The sequence below is a fragment of the Rheinheimera soli genome (genome assembly GCF_021290985.1).
Taxonomy (GTDB): domain Bacteria; phylum Pseudomonadota; class Gammaproteobacteria; order Enterobacterales; family Alteromonadaceae; genus Pararheinheimera; species Pararheinheimera soli.
In genome coordinates, this window is record NZ_JAJOYU010000035.1 from 15,080 (window position 1) to 29,970 (window position 14,891).

Here is a 14,891-nt window from a genome sequence, read left to right on the forward strand (position 1 = left end):
TCAAGGCACCACCACAGAAACTTGCAGCCGGTTAGGCGATAAGTCACAAACGGATGTCGGACGCTGAATTTGCACTTTGGCCTGAGAGCGCCAACTGAGCTGCACCAATTTCTGATCCGCTTGCTGACGAATGCAAAGCGCAGGTTGTTGCAATAGTTGCAAACTTTGGGGGTGACCAGAAGCACTTAAGGTGCTGTATAAATGAAACTGACTCAGCTGTTCTGCATCACAGGAGTGATTTTCTGTGCACTCTGCTGATTCGGCTGTAGCCCAGAGCGGATGAATTCCGTCGTAATACCCAGCTGAACTATCATGACTTGCCATACGGCTGGCAAGCTCAGTGGTTAAGGACAAGGCTATGGTTTGTTGGGTCGCCATAATGACTTGCTGGCGGGCATACAAAGACGCACTTAAAGCGCCAAGCCCTGTCAGGCACAGCAATAATAAACTGATCAGAACTTCGGTTAAGGTAAAACCAGAGGCATTCGGCATATCCTTGCGCCTGTGAAGGTCCGTTTACTTTAAATTTACCTGCGTTCCTTAAAAGGTCAAATCTTACCAGCACTTTTTTACAATGGTCGCACCAGTGCCACCGTTGGCGCCTTTAATACCAGCCTGGTTGTAACTTAACGACGCACAATCATCATCGGCCTGCGCCCCTTTGGTTGTAGCGGTCAGGGTAAAGGTACGGCTGGCTAAATTGCTAAGGTTAAAGTTAAAACGCTCGGATAGGTCGTTGCTGCATTGCAGCGTTGGCAGCTCTGTTGCTGCGCCATTATTGGTAGCGTACGTCATATTGGTGGTGTACACCCTTTCCATAAACTGGGCGTATTCCAATAAACAGGCAGTAGCGCTGGCGCGGGCACTGCCTAACATATAACCCTGGTACGAAGGTACAGCTATAGCTGTTAAGGTGCCGATGATCGTAATAGCGATCAACAGCTCAATCAGGGAAAACCCAAGGGCTTTGGTACTTTGCATTAGTTGTCTACCTCGCGCCATGACACCCGGCCACGTCTGATTTGGGTGTTTACATCTAAATTCACCACATTAGTGTCAGCTAAACCTACGGCCATTTTGTCTTCAAAAAACAGCGGCTCAGTTGGCATGCTGTTAAAACGAACGCCGGACAATTCCGCTATGTCGTCTCCCTCAGCCACGCCGTCGTCCTGATTAAAACCTTCATCGCCTGAAATATCGAAAAAATGGTATTTCAGGCGGCCACCATGAAAAGGATCGATGGCCATCACATAACCATCCCCTTCCGGATTACAGACATTGCTGTCAGGGATAATACTGTTGACCACTAAGGTAGTGCCGACTAAACGTGGTGACGACACAATGCGTTCGCGAACATCGGGTAAGTCGATAAACCAGCCTTGAAACCCAGCCATATCGTTGGGTGCAGAAGGCGATATAGTGCGGCCTTCAGTGCCATTGCTGTGGCTGACATTGGTTAAAATGCGCTCTTTAAGTAAAGTGCGGCCAGATAAAGCGGTGCCATCCATAATGCCGTACCAGCTTTGTTCGTCATCCAGTTGAGGGTCTGGTGTTTCCAGATAACGGCCTGTGCCAAAAAACAGCCACAACTTGCCGGTTTTAGGTTCAGAGCCAAGGGCTATGCCTCCGGTAATAGATTGTGGATCTCCGGCTGCATCTTCAGCCTGATACAAAGGCTCTCCGCCATAAGCGATGGCCCAGTTGCCCGGGTTATTTGAGGATAAATCAAACTTCCAGACATTGCCTTGTAAATCTCCGGCAAAAAACCAGTCGGTATTGCCATTTTTACTGTAATCCCAACCTTCAATCTGGCCTAAACCTGTATCGCCTGACCCCGTTGTTACTTCCAGATCATTGCCGCCTGCCATAACAACGCCGGTTTCAATATCCAGCACTAACAAGCCTGGCCGTCCTGTGCTGTTGTTATAACCATAGCCAATTACCACAGCCCATTTGCCGTTATTTAAGCGAGTGATCACAGGTTTGGCTGTGGTGATCCCTAACTGTGGAAAGCTTTTATCCCATAACAAGCTGGCTTCGCTGATTTGCCCCGGGTTGGTGATATCGAGGGCAAACAAACTATTACCCCCCCGGCCAGTGCTGCCAACCAGCACAGTACGCCAGCTGCCATCAAAATACACATCGGCCGACACTGCTGTGCCATCAACAAAATAATCTTTTTGGATAACACCGCTGACATTGGGTTCACTCAAAGCTTTCAGGTTTGTTGCTGCCGTCAGCATCTGCTTTGGCACATAGGCAAAAGCTTCAGCACCGGTTGTGGCATTAAAGGCGTGCAGCATACCGTCATTGGCACCGACATAAATCAGCGGCTGCCGGTTTTTATAAGCCGCGATATGCGCTTTGTAACTGCTGGCTTCGGGCCAGCTATAGGCATGGTAGTTAAAATTGACAGGGGCACCAACATACACAGGAGAGGAGTTGGCTATATCCCCTAAAGCTGTGGATCTGTTGCGATAACCGCCACCATTTTGCTGCTCCAGCGCAGGGTTACCCCGTAAATAATCCACCACATTACTACTGCCTAAAGCGGCCTGCTGACTGCCAACACCACTGGTTAAGTTGGCCCAGACAAACAGGTCTGCTGTAGTTTCTGTTTTGCCAAAATAAATCACTCTGTCGTCCCAGTCTGGCATTTCTTCAGCTGCGCTCCAGACATAACTGGTGGTATCTTCAATGTTGTAATTCACCAGATCACCACTCCAGTCACCGCTGTTAAAGCGGCCCTGATAGACACTTTGTTCGGCCTGCAATGACGTGGTGGTGCCCGCTAAATTTGACCCCGACGCGACCCGGGCAATAATAGCGGATAAGGTATTGGATAAACCTGTGGCAAAAGCATCAGGGTCGGCCGCACTGAAAAAGCCGCCTCTGCTGTTCACTGCCGCATGCAATAAATCATCAATTTTTGCCGGTTGTGTGGCTAAAGGATCAGGCCATGAAATAGCACTGGCTGAACCAATAGCATTAAAAGCTGTAGTGGAACTGATAGTGCCTTCAACCCCAAGCCCCACACCAAAAGTCACCATATGTTGCCAGAACGCAGGGTTGATTGGGCTGGTAGGAACCAGGTTATCCAGATCAGTGCGTAAATCCCGTTTCCAGTAGTACATAGCCACATCGGCCAGCGTATTACTGCGATTATCTGAAAATGGCCCAGCGGGCGCATAGACATAAGAAGTGCCACCGGGTTTGCTGATGTTTTGGTTGTTGGTGGTACTGCCGTCGTTGTTACTACGTGCAGCTGCAGTTTGTGCCTGCGACGCACTATCTTCGCTCCAGTAGCCATCTGTCATCAAAATGCTGTAGCTCTGGCGACACATAATATGCTGACTACCATCATCAGAACCCGGATTTTCGCCCCAAGGCCCTTTATTGTCGGTTCTGGAGTAATACAAACCTGCGTCATTTAAAGCTTTGCGCAGTGGGGTGCCGTTGTAATCGTATACCCGCTCGTACAGCTGATCGTAAAAATTCTGTTTGGCATTACCAGTAAAAGGCCGCACGCCATTGATAATGGTGCTGACACTGACGCCATCCACAGTACTGCTGCCTTTGTTAATGGCGCCAAAACCAACTCTTAGGGCTTCGGTCTGAGTAGAGAAAGCCCGGCCTATACCGGCTTGAGAAGCCAATAAGCGAGAGCGGTAATAAGTGTACCAGTTGGCAAAGTTCTGCATTTCTTGCGCATAACTGCAGGTTCCTGCCGTGCAATCAGTGCGATTAATTCGCCCTTCGCCGCTGTAGCTTAAAGTAGCAGCATTAATTTCTATACGTTGGTAATTGGTGTAGGTAAATAAACTGCCGCCCGTATGGTTGTAGTAGACCGCAGGGTAAAAAGTCCGGCTGGCAGTCACGTTCTGACAATTGCTTTTTGTTGTTGCCGTAATAGTGCAATAGCGCCAGCCCGCACTGGACGTTTCATTCACGGTCAGATTACGGCTGCCTTTAAAAGTCCGGAATGGATGGTGATAAGCAGCAACAGGGTTAGAGTTTGGATAGGACGTACCGTCGGCTTTAATCCAGGGTTTATAAGTAATTGACGGATTGTAGTAGGATTTATTCAGCGCATAGGAGCGCATGGCTCTGGCATACAAGGCTTCGTTATTATTGGTAGCGTTCAGATTCGTCGCATTGCTTTCATCCCGAAAAGAGACCACCTGATGTGTGGCATCCGCATCACCATAAATACCAGCCACTATAGGATAAACATAGTGCGGATTATCTGCATAAAGATCCGGCGTGATCTCCCAGTGCATAGAACCTGAGTCATCGATCATAAACATGATATTGGGCTCTACCGAGCTGCCGGTTTGCAGGGGCGGTGAGGTTAGATCCAGTGCGGCGGCACTGTAAAAGCTGGTCAGCATCAAACTCAATGCCATTGATTTTGTGCAGGATGTTTGTAGTTTCATCACATCAGCCTCAGCAGATTAGCGCCTGAACAAACTTTGCAGCATGACTGAAGCCCTGCCGTTGTCCGACACTGTACGTGCCGTAATACGAAAAGTAGGTGATAAACAACCCACAGAAATTTTATCTTTGCTGGCCACGTCAGCGCATTCAGGCGGATAAGGCCAGTCGCCCATATATTCAATCAGATATTGAGCACCAGTATCGCTATTGCCATTGAGAGCTGTCGCGGTCAGCCACAACAGGCCATTGTCATTCCAGCGATCTTCTGCGCCAACCACGGGCAAATCATAAACCCCTGCGCCATCAATCAGCGCCACAGGATCATTCACATTCAGTATAACCTCAGCCTCCAGCAACGCCGCTTCCACTTGCTGGTAGGACGATTGTCGATCGTACAAATTGGCACTCATACGTTCCTGTAACAAACTCGATTGCATACTGCTGACAGCCACCAGCGTAATAGCTAACAGCAGCAATAAACTAATCACCAGCACTATGCCTTGCTGTTTAGATATGGGATAAGCTGACTGTGCTGTGGCAGGTTTCATCGCTAAATCCTGTTCCTGATGCTGACCTGATAATTCATCCGGCTCATTTGTTCAGGTAACTGCAAATCCGAAGCACCAGTAGTTGCAAACTGCAATGAGATACGCACCGAAATAATATCCATCCAATCCGGCACCAGATTGGCGTCACGCCAGCTTCTGTTGCGCTCGTCCATAAACTCCAGCTGTAAATCGCTGACACCATACAGAATTTCTTCCGCTGCGCTGTTGTTTCTGACCCGAAACAAAGAGGTACTTTGTTGATCGGTACTGGCGGCAATGTACCAGCTGATCGAATCAAAGTTCATCAGCATGGCATTGACTGCATATTGTTTTGCTGTGCCAGTTGCACCATCACACAACAGCGGAAAACCCAAACCTGAAGTACAGTTACTGGCATTCGCCTGATGCGAGACTCCGGTCAGATTGGTACCACTGACACTAAAAATACTGCTTAAGGTTTCATCACAGAGGATTAATAAATCGCCATTTTGGATCTGGTGTTCCGTGCTGAGTACTAACTGATTCAATGCTGCATCATGTGATTCCACGCTGTAGCTACGACCAGAGCCAAACATCAGCCGGATAGCATCGGTACCGGCCAGCGGAGTTACTCCATTGATCGCTGGAGCAGGCTGCTGAAAACCTTCAATGCCGCCGTTCCAGACCGCCCAGGCAGAGCCTGCCACATTGGCAGCATTAAGCACATTCACCACTCGAGACGCATTGCCACAGCCTATGTAACCGGAGCGGCGGATATCATTAGCCATGAGTTCAAACGTAGTACGACTGGCATTTTGTAACTCACCCAACACCACGTTCAGTTCGGCAGTCTTACTGTTGGATAAATACACGCCTATGACAGAGCCTGTCAGTAATAAGCCCAGCAGCATAGCGATCATCAGTTCAGATAAAGTAAAACCCTGCTGCAGTTTCATGGCCGCACCTGAATTTCAAAGCTGGTGGAGCTTGCCACCTTTTCGTCCTGCCAACTGATACTGATGGTATAAACGCCAGCGCCAGCATCCCACTCGACTTCGGGGCAACTGCTGGTTCCAGTGGCGAGTTGTAACTGCAGTGCCCAGTCGGCCAGCAGTTGAGACTCGCAATTCCCTGCGTAAGAACCGGCCCTGGCGACAACAGGGTTGGATCGGATTATTTCAGTTAAAGTACCTGCCATAATCAGTGCAGTGGTACGTTCCTGCGCACTTTGGCTATAGCGCACCGAGCTGCTTTGCAAAGCGGCTATACCCAATAAACCAATAGCCAGCACTAATACCGAAATCAGGATCTCAATCAAAGCTATGCCTTGTTGCCTGAAGCTGTGGTGATTGTTGCTATGGGGGCTGTGCATCTGCATTCCTTATCCACCGCTGCATTGGGACAGCTGAATACGGCTGCGCCCACCGGATAAAAACGCCAAAGTTCTGCCATTATCGACAAACTCCTGGCCATCAGCACATAAGCTAAAACTTGAATTCAGTGGTTGATTGGTTTGACTGCGGATCAAGCCCTGACCACTAAAACGCAGTTCAGTAAAAGCGGCGCTGATGATCAGCCGCCCGTCAAAACGTCCAGCCCGGATCACTGTAGGGGGTGACGCGGTATCGACCAGCACCCAGCCTTGCCAGGAACCACTGGCAGCAGAACAGTCACTCAGTTCGGCATTGGCTTTACATAAACGTATAGTTTGATTTTGTTTAATGGCTTCAGAGCGCGCCAGTTGGATCACAGAAAGCAGTTCATTGGCTTGCCCGGATAAACGGTTTCGGGCTAATAAATCTGTAAAAGACGGCACAGCAACAGCCACAAGCACCAACAACACCAGAAGGGAAATCATCAGTTCAATCAGGGTAAAAGCTTTTTGCCGCTGTAACAAAGGACGAACATCCATTTGTTTACTACTCCCATAGGCCACCTGTTATATCTGCAGATATGAACCAAGGGTTTAAGCATAGCAAAAGATCGGCAGGACGCTAGGAGCTCAACAGCACAGCTATGCCTGAAGCGCAGGCTTCAGGCATAGCTGGTTAACAGAGGGAAAATTATTTGAAAACAGAGTATTATCGAAGCTCTGCCGGCACCGCAAAAATAACGTTTTCTTCACGGCCTGGGTGCTCAATCACTTGCTTGCCACCCCATTCAGTCAAACGCTGCACCACTTGCTGCACCAGCACTTCAGGCGCTGAAGCACCAGCTGTTACCCCCACAGATTTGACGTCTTTTAGCCAGTCCTGCTGAATATCATCCGCTGTATCTATCAGGTAAGAACGGCAACCCATTTTTTCAGCAAGCTCACGCAAGCGGTTTGAGTTACTGCTGTTTTTTGCACCAACCACCAATAACAGTTCAGTTTTGGCCGACAGCTCACGCACCGCATCCTGACGGTTTTGTGTGGCGTAACAGATATCATCTTTACGCGGCCCTTCAATATCAGGGAAACGCTGGCGCAATGCGTCTATCACATCAGCTGTATCATCAACAGATAAAGTCGTCTGGCTGCTGAAGCACAACACTGCAGGGTTTTTCACCTGCAGCTTTTCAACGTCTTCGACCGACTCGACCAGGTAAATACCACCTTCAGCGTTGTCGTATTGGCCCATAGTGCCCTCCACCTCAGGGTGTCCGGCATGACCAATCAAAATACATTCAATACCTTTACGACTGGCGCGGGTGACTTCCATATGCACTTTAGTCACCAAAGGACAAGTGGCATCAAACACTTTCAACCCACGTTGCTTGGCATTTTCACGCACCGCCTGCGACACACCATGAGCACTGAAAATGACGATGGCGTCATCCGGCACTTCGTCCAGCTCATCAACAAAAACTGCACCGGCACGACGTAAGCCGTCCACCACAAATTTGTTATGCACCACTTCATGGCGCACATAAATAGGCGGCTCATAAATTTCAAGCGCGCGGGAGACGATGCTGATAGCGCGGTCTACTCCGGCACAAAAACCCCGTGGATTGGCGAGTAAGATATCCATAATTAATTGATAACCTGTACGATTTCAACATTAAAGGTCAGAGTCTGGCCTGCCAGCGGATGGTTAAAATCCACTGTGACAGACTCCCCCACCACTTCACGAATAAGACCAGGCAATTCAGAACCATCCGGCATAGCAAAACCTACGATCATGCCGACTGTTGCAGGCGCGTCTGTAGAGAACTTACTGCGGTCGACATAATAAATATTGTCAGGGTTCGGCATACCGTAAGCATCTTCCGGTGCCAGGGTAAAAGTACGTTTATCACCAGCCGCCATACCGCCTAACTGAGCTTCAAAGGCGGGCGACAAGCTGCCGTCTCCCATTTGCAGTTTGGCCGGTTTGTTATGCACACGGGTGCTTTCGGCGGCGCTGCCATCGGATAATTTGATATCAAAGTGAAATATCACAGTACTGCCTGGACCTATGATCACTGCTTGTCTCCTAAAGTCACTTTTTGGCTTTCGCTCTCATTAGTAAAGCTATCCCAAATCAGTAAAACTGCGCCAATACTGATAGCACAATCGGCGATATTAAAAATAGGGTAATGCCAGCTCTGATAAAACACATGCAGAAAATCAACCACATAACCATACAGGCTGCGGTCAATTAAATTACCAATAGCGCCGCTGATAATCAGGCTCAAGGCTAAAGATAATTTCAACTGGGTTTTCGCTAAACGGCTTAACCAGACAGCCAGTACGACGCTGACGACTACAGCGATCACAGTAAACAACCAGCGTTGCCAGCCACCTGCGTCACCTAAAAATGAAAACGCAGCACCATAGTTACGGGCATACGTGAAATTAAACACCGGTAACAAAGATACCGACTCACCTAAACTGAAGTTCTGAATGACCCATACTTTGCTAAGCTGGTCAGCAACCAGCACCAACAACACTAGCCACCACCAGCGCCAGCCGGTCTCAGTAAATAAACGGCCTTTAAATAACGACATTAAGCAAACTTCCTTACTTCACCAGCACCTTCGACGTTATCCACACAGCGGATACAAATCAGCGGGTGCGCCGGGTTTAAACCCACATCGTGTCTGTGATGCCAGCAACGCTCACACTTAGGCGCAGTGGATGCGTTCAATACCACAAAGAGGTTGTCCATTTCAGTCGCTACTGCATCAGCAGGAGCAGCGTCGCTGGACACCACTGCAGTGGAGGTCAATAAGGCAAAACGTAACTCATCGCCAATAGAGGTTAAATCTGTTGCCAGTTGGCCTTTGGCGTATAAAGTTACTTCAGCTTGTAATGAAGCACCAATTTTGCCATCACGACGCCCGACTTCCAGCACCTTGTTGACTGCATCACGCACTTCCAGCAGTTGTTGCCAGAAGGCATCATCAAACTGACCAGCAGGCACTGTATCTAAACCCTGATACCAAACTTCAGTGAAGACAAATTCACTGTGCTGACCAGGCATCACTTCCCAGATTTCCTGTGCTGTGAAGCTCATGATAGGCGCCATCCAGCGCACCATGGCCTGCACCACCTGGAATAAAGCAGTCTGGCAGGAGCGACGGGCTAAACCATCGGTTTTTGCTGTGTATTGACGGTCTTTAATCACGTCTAAGTAGAAACTGCCTAACTCCACAGTACAGAAATTCATTAACTTCTGGCTGACCTGATGGAACTGATAGTTTTCATAGGCATCGACAATTTCCTGCTGCAATTTAGCAGCACGTTGCACCAGCCATAAATCCAGCTGCACCATCTCTTCAAATGGCACCAGTTGTGTTTCTGGCTCAAAACCTTTTAAGTTCGCTAAAAGGAAACGGGCAGTGTTACGAATACGACGGTATTTGTCGGCAGCACGGTTTAAGATTTCATCAGAGACAGTCATCTCAGAGGTGTAATCCGTAGTGGCGACCCATAAGCGCAGGATATCGGCGCCTAACTTATTCATCACGTCCTGTGGCGACACCACATTGCCCAAAGATTTGGACATTTTGCGGCCTTCACCATCTACAGTAAAACCATGCGTCAGTACTTGTTTGTAAGGCGCGTGGTGTTTAATCGCCACACCAGTCATCAGGGACGACATAAACCAGCCACGGTGCTGATCAGAACCTTCTAAATAGAGGTCGGCCTGAGTGGCACCATGGAATTCAGCACGAGGTTCAATCACACAAGCGTGAGTGACACCTGAGTCAAACCAGACGTCCAGCGTGTCTGTCACTTTGACGTATTGAGCCGCATCAGCGCCCAGCAAAGTTTCAGCGTCTAAATCAAACCAGGCCTGAATACCAGACTGCTCCACTAATTTCGCAACCTGCTCCATCAAAGCCTGCGTATTTGGGTGTAAGGCGCTGGTGTCTTTATCAACAAACAGTGCAATAGGCACACCCCAGGTACGTTGACGGGAAATACACCAGTCCGGACGACCTGCCACCATGTTTTCAATACGTTGCTGACCCCAGTCCGGGATCCAGCGGGTTTTGCCAATTTCTTGCAGTGACGTACTGCGCAGCCCTTTCTGTTCCATACTGATAAACCACTGCGGCGTAGCACGGAAAATAATAGGGGTTTTATGGCGCCAGCAATGTGGATAGCTGTGCGTTAAGGCTTTATGCACCAGCAGCTTGCCCGCTTCTTTTAATGCTTCAACCACAGAGTCGTTAGCTTTAAATACATGCTGACCAGCAAAAAGTGGCGTATCCGGCAGATAGACGCCGTTGGCGCCTACAGGGTTAGCCACTTCTAAGTTGTACAGTTTGCCAACTGTAAAGTCTTCCGGACCGTGACCAGGGGCTGTGTGCACAGCACCGGTACCAGAATCAGTTGTGACGTGATCACCTAAAATCACCGGTACTTCAAAGTCATACAGCGGGTGTTTTAACTTCACCAGCTCCAGAGCCTGACCTTTGCAGAAGCCTAAATTATGGTAATGCTCCACACCAGCACGAGCCATCACAGCAGTGACTAAGTCTGTAGCAAGAATCAAACGCTCAGGGCCATTTGGACCTTGTTCGACCTGCACCAGGCTGTAATCGATTTTGGCATTCAGCGCTACAGCGCGGTTGGCAGGAATAGTCCATGGCGTGGTGGTCCAGATCACAACAGATACAGGGCCAGAACCAGTGTGACCTTCAGGGTGATCAAATTTATTTACATCGGCTTCGTTCACCAGCGTAAAACGCACATCAATGGCCGGCGATACTTTATCCTGGTATTCCACTTCAGCTTCAGCCAAGGCCGAACCACAGTCAGTACACCAGTGCACTGGCTTAAAGCCTTGCTGCAAATGACCATTGTCGATGATACGACCTAAAGAGCGGATGATATTGGCTTCGGTGGTGAAATCCATAGTACGGTATGGATTGTCCCAATCGCCTAACACGCCTAAACGGATAAAGTCGACTTTCTGTGCTTCGATTTGCGTCAACGCATAATCACGGCATTTTTGACGGAATTCAGCAGCGCTTAGCTTCACGCCTGGCTTGCCGTATTTTTTTTCGACGACCAGCTCAATAGGCAGGCCATGACAGTCCCAACCCGGCACATAAGGGGCATCGAAGTCAGACAAGGTCTTGGCTTTGACAATCATATCCTTGAGGATTTTATTGACCGCGTGACCAATGTGAATGTTACCGTTGGCGTATGGAGGGCCATCGTGCAGGATAAAGGTTTTTTTACCTTGTTTGGCCTGACGAATTTTCTGGTACAGATTCTTTTCTGTCCAGCTGGCTAACATCTGTGGCTCACGCTGCGCAAGGTTGGCGCGCATGGCAAAAGCCGTGTCCGGTAAATTCAAAGTCTGCTTGTAGTCAGTCATCCGTTGTTGTTCCGTCTTCTTTAAGTTTAAATTCGTGTCGCTTTGCAACTAGCCTAAGCGGTTGGCAAAGCAAAATAATCGCGCGCCTGCTGCGCATCTAATGCAATTTGTTGCTGTAATTGCGCAAGGCCATCAAAACGTCGCTCTGGCCTGATTTTCTTTTTTAAAATCACTTCAATCTGCTGGCCGTATAAATCGCCGTTAAAATCAAAAAAGTGAGCTTCAAGCTGCTCTTTTTTACCCTGCAGCGTCGGTCTGGAACCTATATTAGCAACGCCATGATAACGGCCCATTTGGGTCACTGCTTCAATGGCATAAACACCATGCACAGGTAAATTCTTACGGTAAAGCCAGACATTGGCTGTCGGAAACCCCAACTGACGCCCTACTTTCTGACCATGCCGCACCCGCCCCATTAATGAAAAAGGCCGGCCTAACATTTGTGCAGCCGCATCTAGCTGATCGTGCTCCAGTGCCTGGCGAATCAAAGTGCTGCTAACCCGTTGATCATTTTGTTTCAGGCTAGCGGTGCTACCCAAACCAAAACCATGCTGCACTGCAGCTTGTTGTAGCAAAGCAAAATTACCGGCACGGTTTTTACCAAAACAAAAATCATCACCAACAATCAAATGCTTTACACCCAGTTTATTCAGCAACAAGTCCTGAATAAATTGCTCTGGCTGCTGACTGGCAAAGTCTTTGGTAAAAGGCACACAAAGCATGCGATCTACACCTTGTTGTGCCAGCCAGTGGTATTTTTCCCGAAAACGGCATAAACGCGCAGGTGCACCTTCAGGGTTAAACAACTCCAGTGGCTGGGGTTCAAACACCATCACCACTGCAGGTAAATTCAACTCTGCCGCAATAGCTTTTAATTGCGTCAGTACTGCCTGGTGCCCCAGATGCACGCCATCAAAATTGCCTATAGTTAAGACGCAGCCCTGATGTCTGGGTTGTATTGTATGTAAGCCGCGAATTAACTCCATTCGGTATTCTTACTCTGCTGCTGCGAAAAGTGCCCGATTATAACCGCATAATCATTTGCTTTCAGCATTTGTCTGGCGTTTAAAATCGTTCAAACGAACACCAAACACCAAAAGTAAAACAAAGTAGGCCACAATAGCAAAAGCAAAATAGGCCAACAGATGCAGCACCTGGCCTGATAAACCTAAGGCAATCCAGCCAGCAAGGTCAGGCATCACATAAAAAATACAGCCAGCCATCACAGCGGCAGCGATAAAAGCTTTGGCGATAAACCAGCTGGTTTTGCTGCTGAAACTATAAATATCGCGCTGCTTTAAACCGCGATAAAGCAAATACGCATTTAAAGTACCGGACATAGCTGTAGCTAACGCCAGACCGACATAACTTAAAAAAGGTGCCAGCATCAGGTTAAACACCATATTCGCCACCATAGCGATAATGGCAATTCGTACCGGCGTTTTAATATCCTGCCGCGCATAAAAAGCCGGTGCCAGCACTTTAATCAGCATCAGCGCGACTAAGCCTGTGTTGTAAGCAATCAAACTGTGTGAAGTTTTCACTACGTCATCGGCGCTGAATTCACCACGCATAAAGACTGAAGCAATAATAGGTTCAGCCAGCACTATTAAACCCATCATGGATGGAATGCCAAACAAGCAAATAAAACGCACGGCCCAATCCAGCGTATATTTAAAGGCTTCTTCGCTCGCTGATGCGTAATGACGTGACAAGCCAGGCAAAATCACGGTGGCAATAGCAATACCAAATAAACCTAAAGGAAATTCCAGCAGGCGGTCAGAGTAATACAACCAGCTGACAGCACCTGTGACTAAAAAGGACGCGATAATGGCATCCAGTAATAAGTTAATCTGACTGACCGAAACACCAAATAAAGCCGGGATCATTAAAGTGCGGATTTTCGTGACGTTTGGGTCTTTCCAGCCCCAGCGTGGCATTACCAGTAATCCGGCTTTGGCTAAAAACGGCAATTGAAATAAAAACTGGATCAGGCCACCTAAAAAAACGCCCCAGGCAATAGCTTCAGCCGGGTTTTGCATTTGCGGTGCCAGATAAATAGCAGCGCCTATCATGGCAATATTTAAAAATACCGGCGTAAAAGCCGCGACGGCAAATTTGTTATAGGTGTTCAGCACAGCGCCAGATAAAGCGACAAAAGTGATAAACCATAAATAAGGAAAGGTAATTTTTAATAGAAAACTAGCCTGTAAGTACTTATCCCCTTCAGGCGCACCATCTAAATAGGCACTAAACCAGCCGGCACCAAATAACATCATCAGCACAGGTGAGCCAATCACAGCTAGTAAAGTCACACCAGTCACTATAAAACCTAAGGTGCCTGCCGCTTTGGCAATAAGTTCACGTACTGCATCATCACCATGTTTTTCTTTAACTTCAGCCAGTACAGGCACAAAAGCTTGCGAAAAAGCCCCTTCAGCAAATAAACGTCGTAAAAAATTAGGAATTCGATTGGCCATAAAAAAAACGTCGGCCATAGCGCCTGCGCCTAACACATTGGCGACAATCACGTCACGGACCAAGCCCAATACCCGTGAAATAAGGGTCATAAAGCTGACGATCATGCCTGATTTTAATAATTTTCCTGACACAGACTGCTCCTGCAACGACATTTCTGCTATTTTCACCCGAGTCAGAGTGGATTACCAGCGAAGGGCTAATTTTATTCTGTAATCTGTCAAGGAAACCATTTGACAAGGGCCTACAAAATAGGCATATTATGCGGCCTTTAAAGGTCCCGGTTTAGTTTTTAGGAGTGTTACCTTGGCTAACATCAAGTCTGCTAAGAAGCGCGCTATTCAATCAGAAAAGCGTCGTCAGCAAAACGCAAGTCAGCGCTCAATGATGCGTACTTTCATGAAGAAAACATACGCTGCAGTGTTAACTGCTGATCTGGCTGCTTCACAAGAAGCGTTCAAAAAGATGGTTCCAATTTTGGATCGTATGGCAGACAAAGGTCTGATCCATAAGAACAAAGCTGCCCGTCATAAGTCACGCTTAAATGCACACGTTAAAGCTTTAGCTACTAAAGCCGCTTAATTTCAATTCGCTGTTGTTCGCAACAGCTTATTGTGACAGTGCAATAAAAAAACCACCGCAAGGTGGTTTT

At 48.1% G+C, this 14,891-nt stretch carries 14 protein-coding genes; 1 reads left to right on the forward strand and 13 read right to left on the reverse strand.

Annotated elements, in window-relative coordinates:
- The 13 genes from LSG37_RS18205 to murJ all read right to left on the reverse strand — a co-directional run bounded on the left by LSG37_RS18205 (position 1) and on the right by murJ (position 14,373).
- Entirely contained in the window at positions 1-492 is a 492-nt protein-coding gene (locus LSG37_RS18205; RefSeq protein ID WP_233081245.1) for a prepilin-type N-terminal cleavage/methylation domain-containing protein, read from the reverse strand.
- A 63-nt stretch (positions 493-555) separates the two neighbouring features.
- Positions 556-981 (reverse strand): type IV pilin protein, encoded by a 426-nt coding sequence (locus tag LSG37_RS18210; RefSeq protein ID WP_269836659.1) that lies wholly within the window; start codon positions 979-981, stop codon positions 556-558.
- Positions 981-4,436 (reverse strand): pilus assembly protein, encoded by a 3,456-nt coding sequence (locus LSG37_RS18220; protein WP_233081246.1) that lies wholly within the window; start codon positions 4,434-4,436, stop codon positions 981-983. The genes LSG37_RS18210 and LSG37_RS18220 overlap by 1 nt, the downstream gene beginning before the upstream one ends.
- An 18-nt stretch (positions 4,437-4,454) precedes the next feature.
- Positions 4,455-4,985, reverse strand: coding sequence for a pilus assembly PilX family protein (locus tag LSG37_RS18225; protein ID WP_233081247.1), 531 nt, complete (start codon positions 4,983-4,985; stop codon positions 4,455-4,457).
- A 2-nt stretch (positions 4,986-4,987) separates the two neighbouring features.
- Positions 4,988-5,920, reverse strand: coding sequence for a PilW family protein (locus tag LSG37_RS18230; RefSeq protein WP_233081249.1), 933 nt, complete (start codon positions 5,918-5,920; stop codon positions 4,988-4,990).
- Positions 5,917-6,336, reverse strand: coding sequence for a type IV pilus modification protein PilV (gene pilV / locus LSG37_RS18235; protein ID WP_233081251.1), 420 nt, complete (start codon positions 6,334-6,336; stop codon positions 5,917-5,919). The genes LSG37_RS18230 and pilV overlap by 4 nt, the downstream gene beginning before the upstream one ends.
- 9 nt (positions 6,337-6,345) lie before the next feature.
- The gene (locus tag LSG37_RS18240) at positions 6,346-6,876 is read right to left on the reverse strand and encodes a GspH/FimT family pseudopilin (RefSeq protein ID WP_233081253.1); all 531 of its coding nucleotides are present in this window, start codon (positions 6,874-6,876) and stop codon (positions 6,346-6,348) included.
- Between the two features lie 169 nt (positions 6,877-7,045).
- Positions 7,046-7,975, reverse strand: a complete 930-nt coding sequence (gene ispH / locus LSG37_RS18245) for a 4-hydroxy-3-methylbut-2-enyl diphosphate reductase (RefSeq protein ID WP_233081255.1) — start codon at positions 7,973-7,975, stop codon at positions 7,046-7,048.
- 2 nt (positions 7,976-7,977) lie between these two features.
- Entirely contained in the window at positions 7,978-8,409 is a 432-nt protein-coding gene (fkpB, locus tag LSG37_RS18250) for an FKBP-type peptidyl-prolyl cis-trans isomerase (RefSeq protein WP_233081257.1), read from the reverse strand.
- Positions 8,406-8,933 carry a signal peptidase II gene (lspA, locus tag LSG37_RS18255; RefSeq protein ID WP_233081258.1) on the reverse strand — a complete coding sequence of 176 codons (528 nt, stop codon included), beginning with the start codon at positions 8,931-8,933 and terminating at the stop codon, positions 8,406-8,408. The genes fkpB and lspA overlap by 4 nt, the downstream gene beginning before the upstream one ends.
- Complete coding sequence (gene ileS, locus LSG37_RS18260; protein WP_233081260.1) at positions 8,933-11,761, reverse strand: isoleucine--tRNA ligase; 2,829 nt, start codon at positions 11,759-11,761, stop codon at positions 8,933-8,935. The genes lspA and ileS overlap by 1 nt, the downstream gene beginning before the upstream one ends.
- A gap of 53 nt (positions 11,762-11,814) precedes the next feature.
- Complete coding sequence (gene ribF, locus LSG37_RS18265) at positions 11,815-12,747, reverse strand: bifunctional riboflavin kinase/FAD synthetase (protein WP_233081262.1); 933 nt, start codon at positions 12,745-12,747, stop codon at positions 11,815-11,817.
- A gap of 51 nt (positions 12,748-12,798) precedes the next feature.
- Positions 12,799-14,373, reverse strand: a complete 1,575-nt coding sequence (gene murJ / locus LSG37_RS18270; protein WP_233081264.1) for a murein biosynthesis integral membrane protein MurJ — start codon at positions 14,371-14,373, stop codon at positions 12,799-12,801.
- Positions 14,374-14,545: 172 nt separating this feature from the next.
- Here murJ and rpsT point away from each other — a divergent pair, with 172 nt between their 5' ends.
- Positions 14,546-14,821 carry a 30S ribosomal protein S20 gene (gene rpsT, locus LSG37_RS18275; RefSeq protein WP_008900529.1) on the forward strand — a complete coding sequence of 92 codons (276 nt, stop codon included), beginning with the start codon at positions 14,546-14,548 and terminating at the stop codon, positions 14,819-14,821.
- Positions 14,822-14,891: the final 70 nt, after the last annotated feature.

Coding starts and splice junctions, on each gene's coding strand:
- LSG37_RS18210 (WP_269836659.1), bottom strand. CDS start 981: ATGCAAAGTACCAAAGCCCTTGGGTTTTCCCTGATTGAGCTGTTGATC.
- pilV (WP_233081251.1), bottom strand. CDS start 6,336: ATGCACAGCCCCCATAGCAACAATCACCACAGCTTCAGGCAACAAGGC.
- ribF (WP_233081262.1), bottom strand. CDS start 12,747: ATGGAGTTAATTCGCGGCTTACATACAATACAACCCAGACATCAGGGC.
- LSG37_RS18240 (WP_233081253.1), bottom strand. CDS start 6,876: ATGGATGTTCGTCCTTTGTTACAGCGGCAAAAAGCTTTTACCCTGATT.
- lspA (WP_233081258.1), bottom strand. CDS start 8,933: ATGTCGTTATTTAAAGGCCGTTTATTTACTGAGACCGGCTGGCGCTGG.
- LSG37_RS18220 (WP_233081246.1), bottom strand. CDS start 4,436: ATGAAACTACAAACATCCTGCACAAAATCAATGGCATTGAGTTTGATG.
- LSG37_RS18205 (WP_233081245.1), bottom strand. CDS start 492: ATGCCGAATGCCTCTGGTTTTACCTTAACCGAAGTTCTGATCAGTTTA.
- LSG37_RS18225 (WP_233081247.1), bottom strand. CDS start 4,985: ATGAAACCTGCCACAGCACAGTCAGCTTATCCCATATCTAAACAGCAA.
- ileS (WP_233081260.1), bottom strand. CDS start 11,761: ATGACTGACTACAAGCAGACTTTGAATTTACCGGACACGGCTTTTGCC.
- LSG37_RS18230 (WP_233081249.1), bottom strand. CDS start 5,920: ATGAAACTGCAGCAGGGTTTTACTTTATCTGAACTGATGATCGCTATG.
- ispH (WP_233081255.1), bottom strand. CDS start 7,975: ATGGATATCTTACTCGCCAATCCACGGGGTTTTTGTGCCGGAGTAGAC.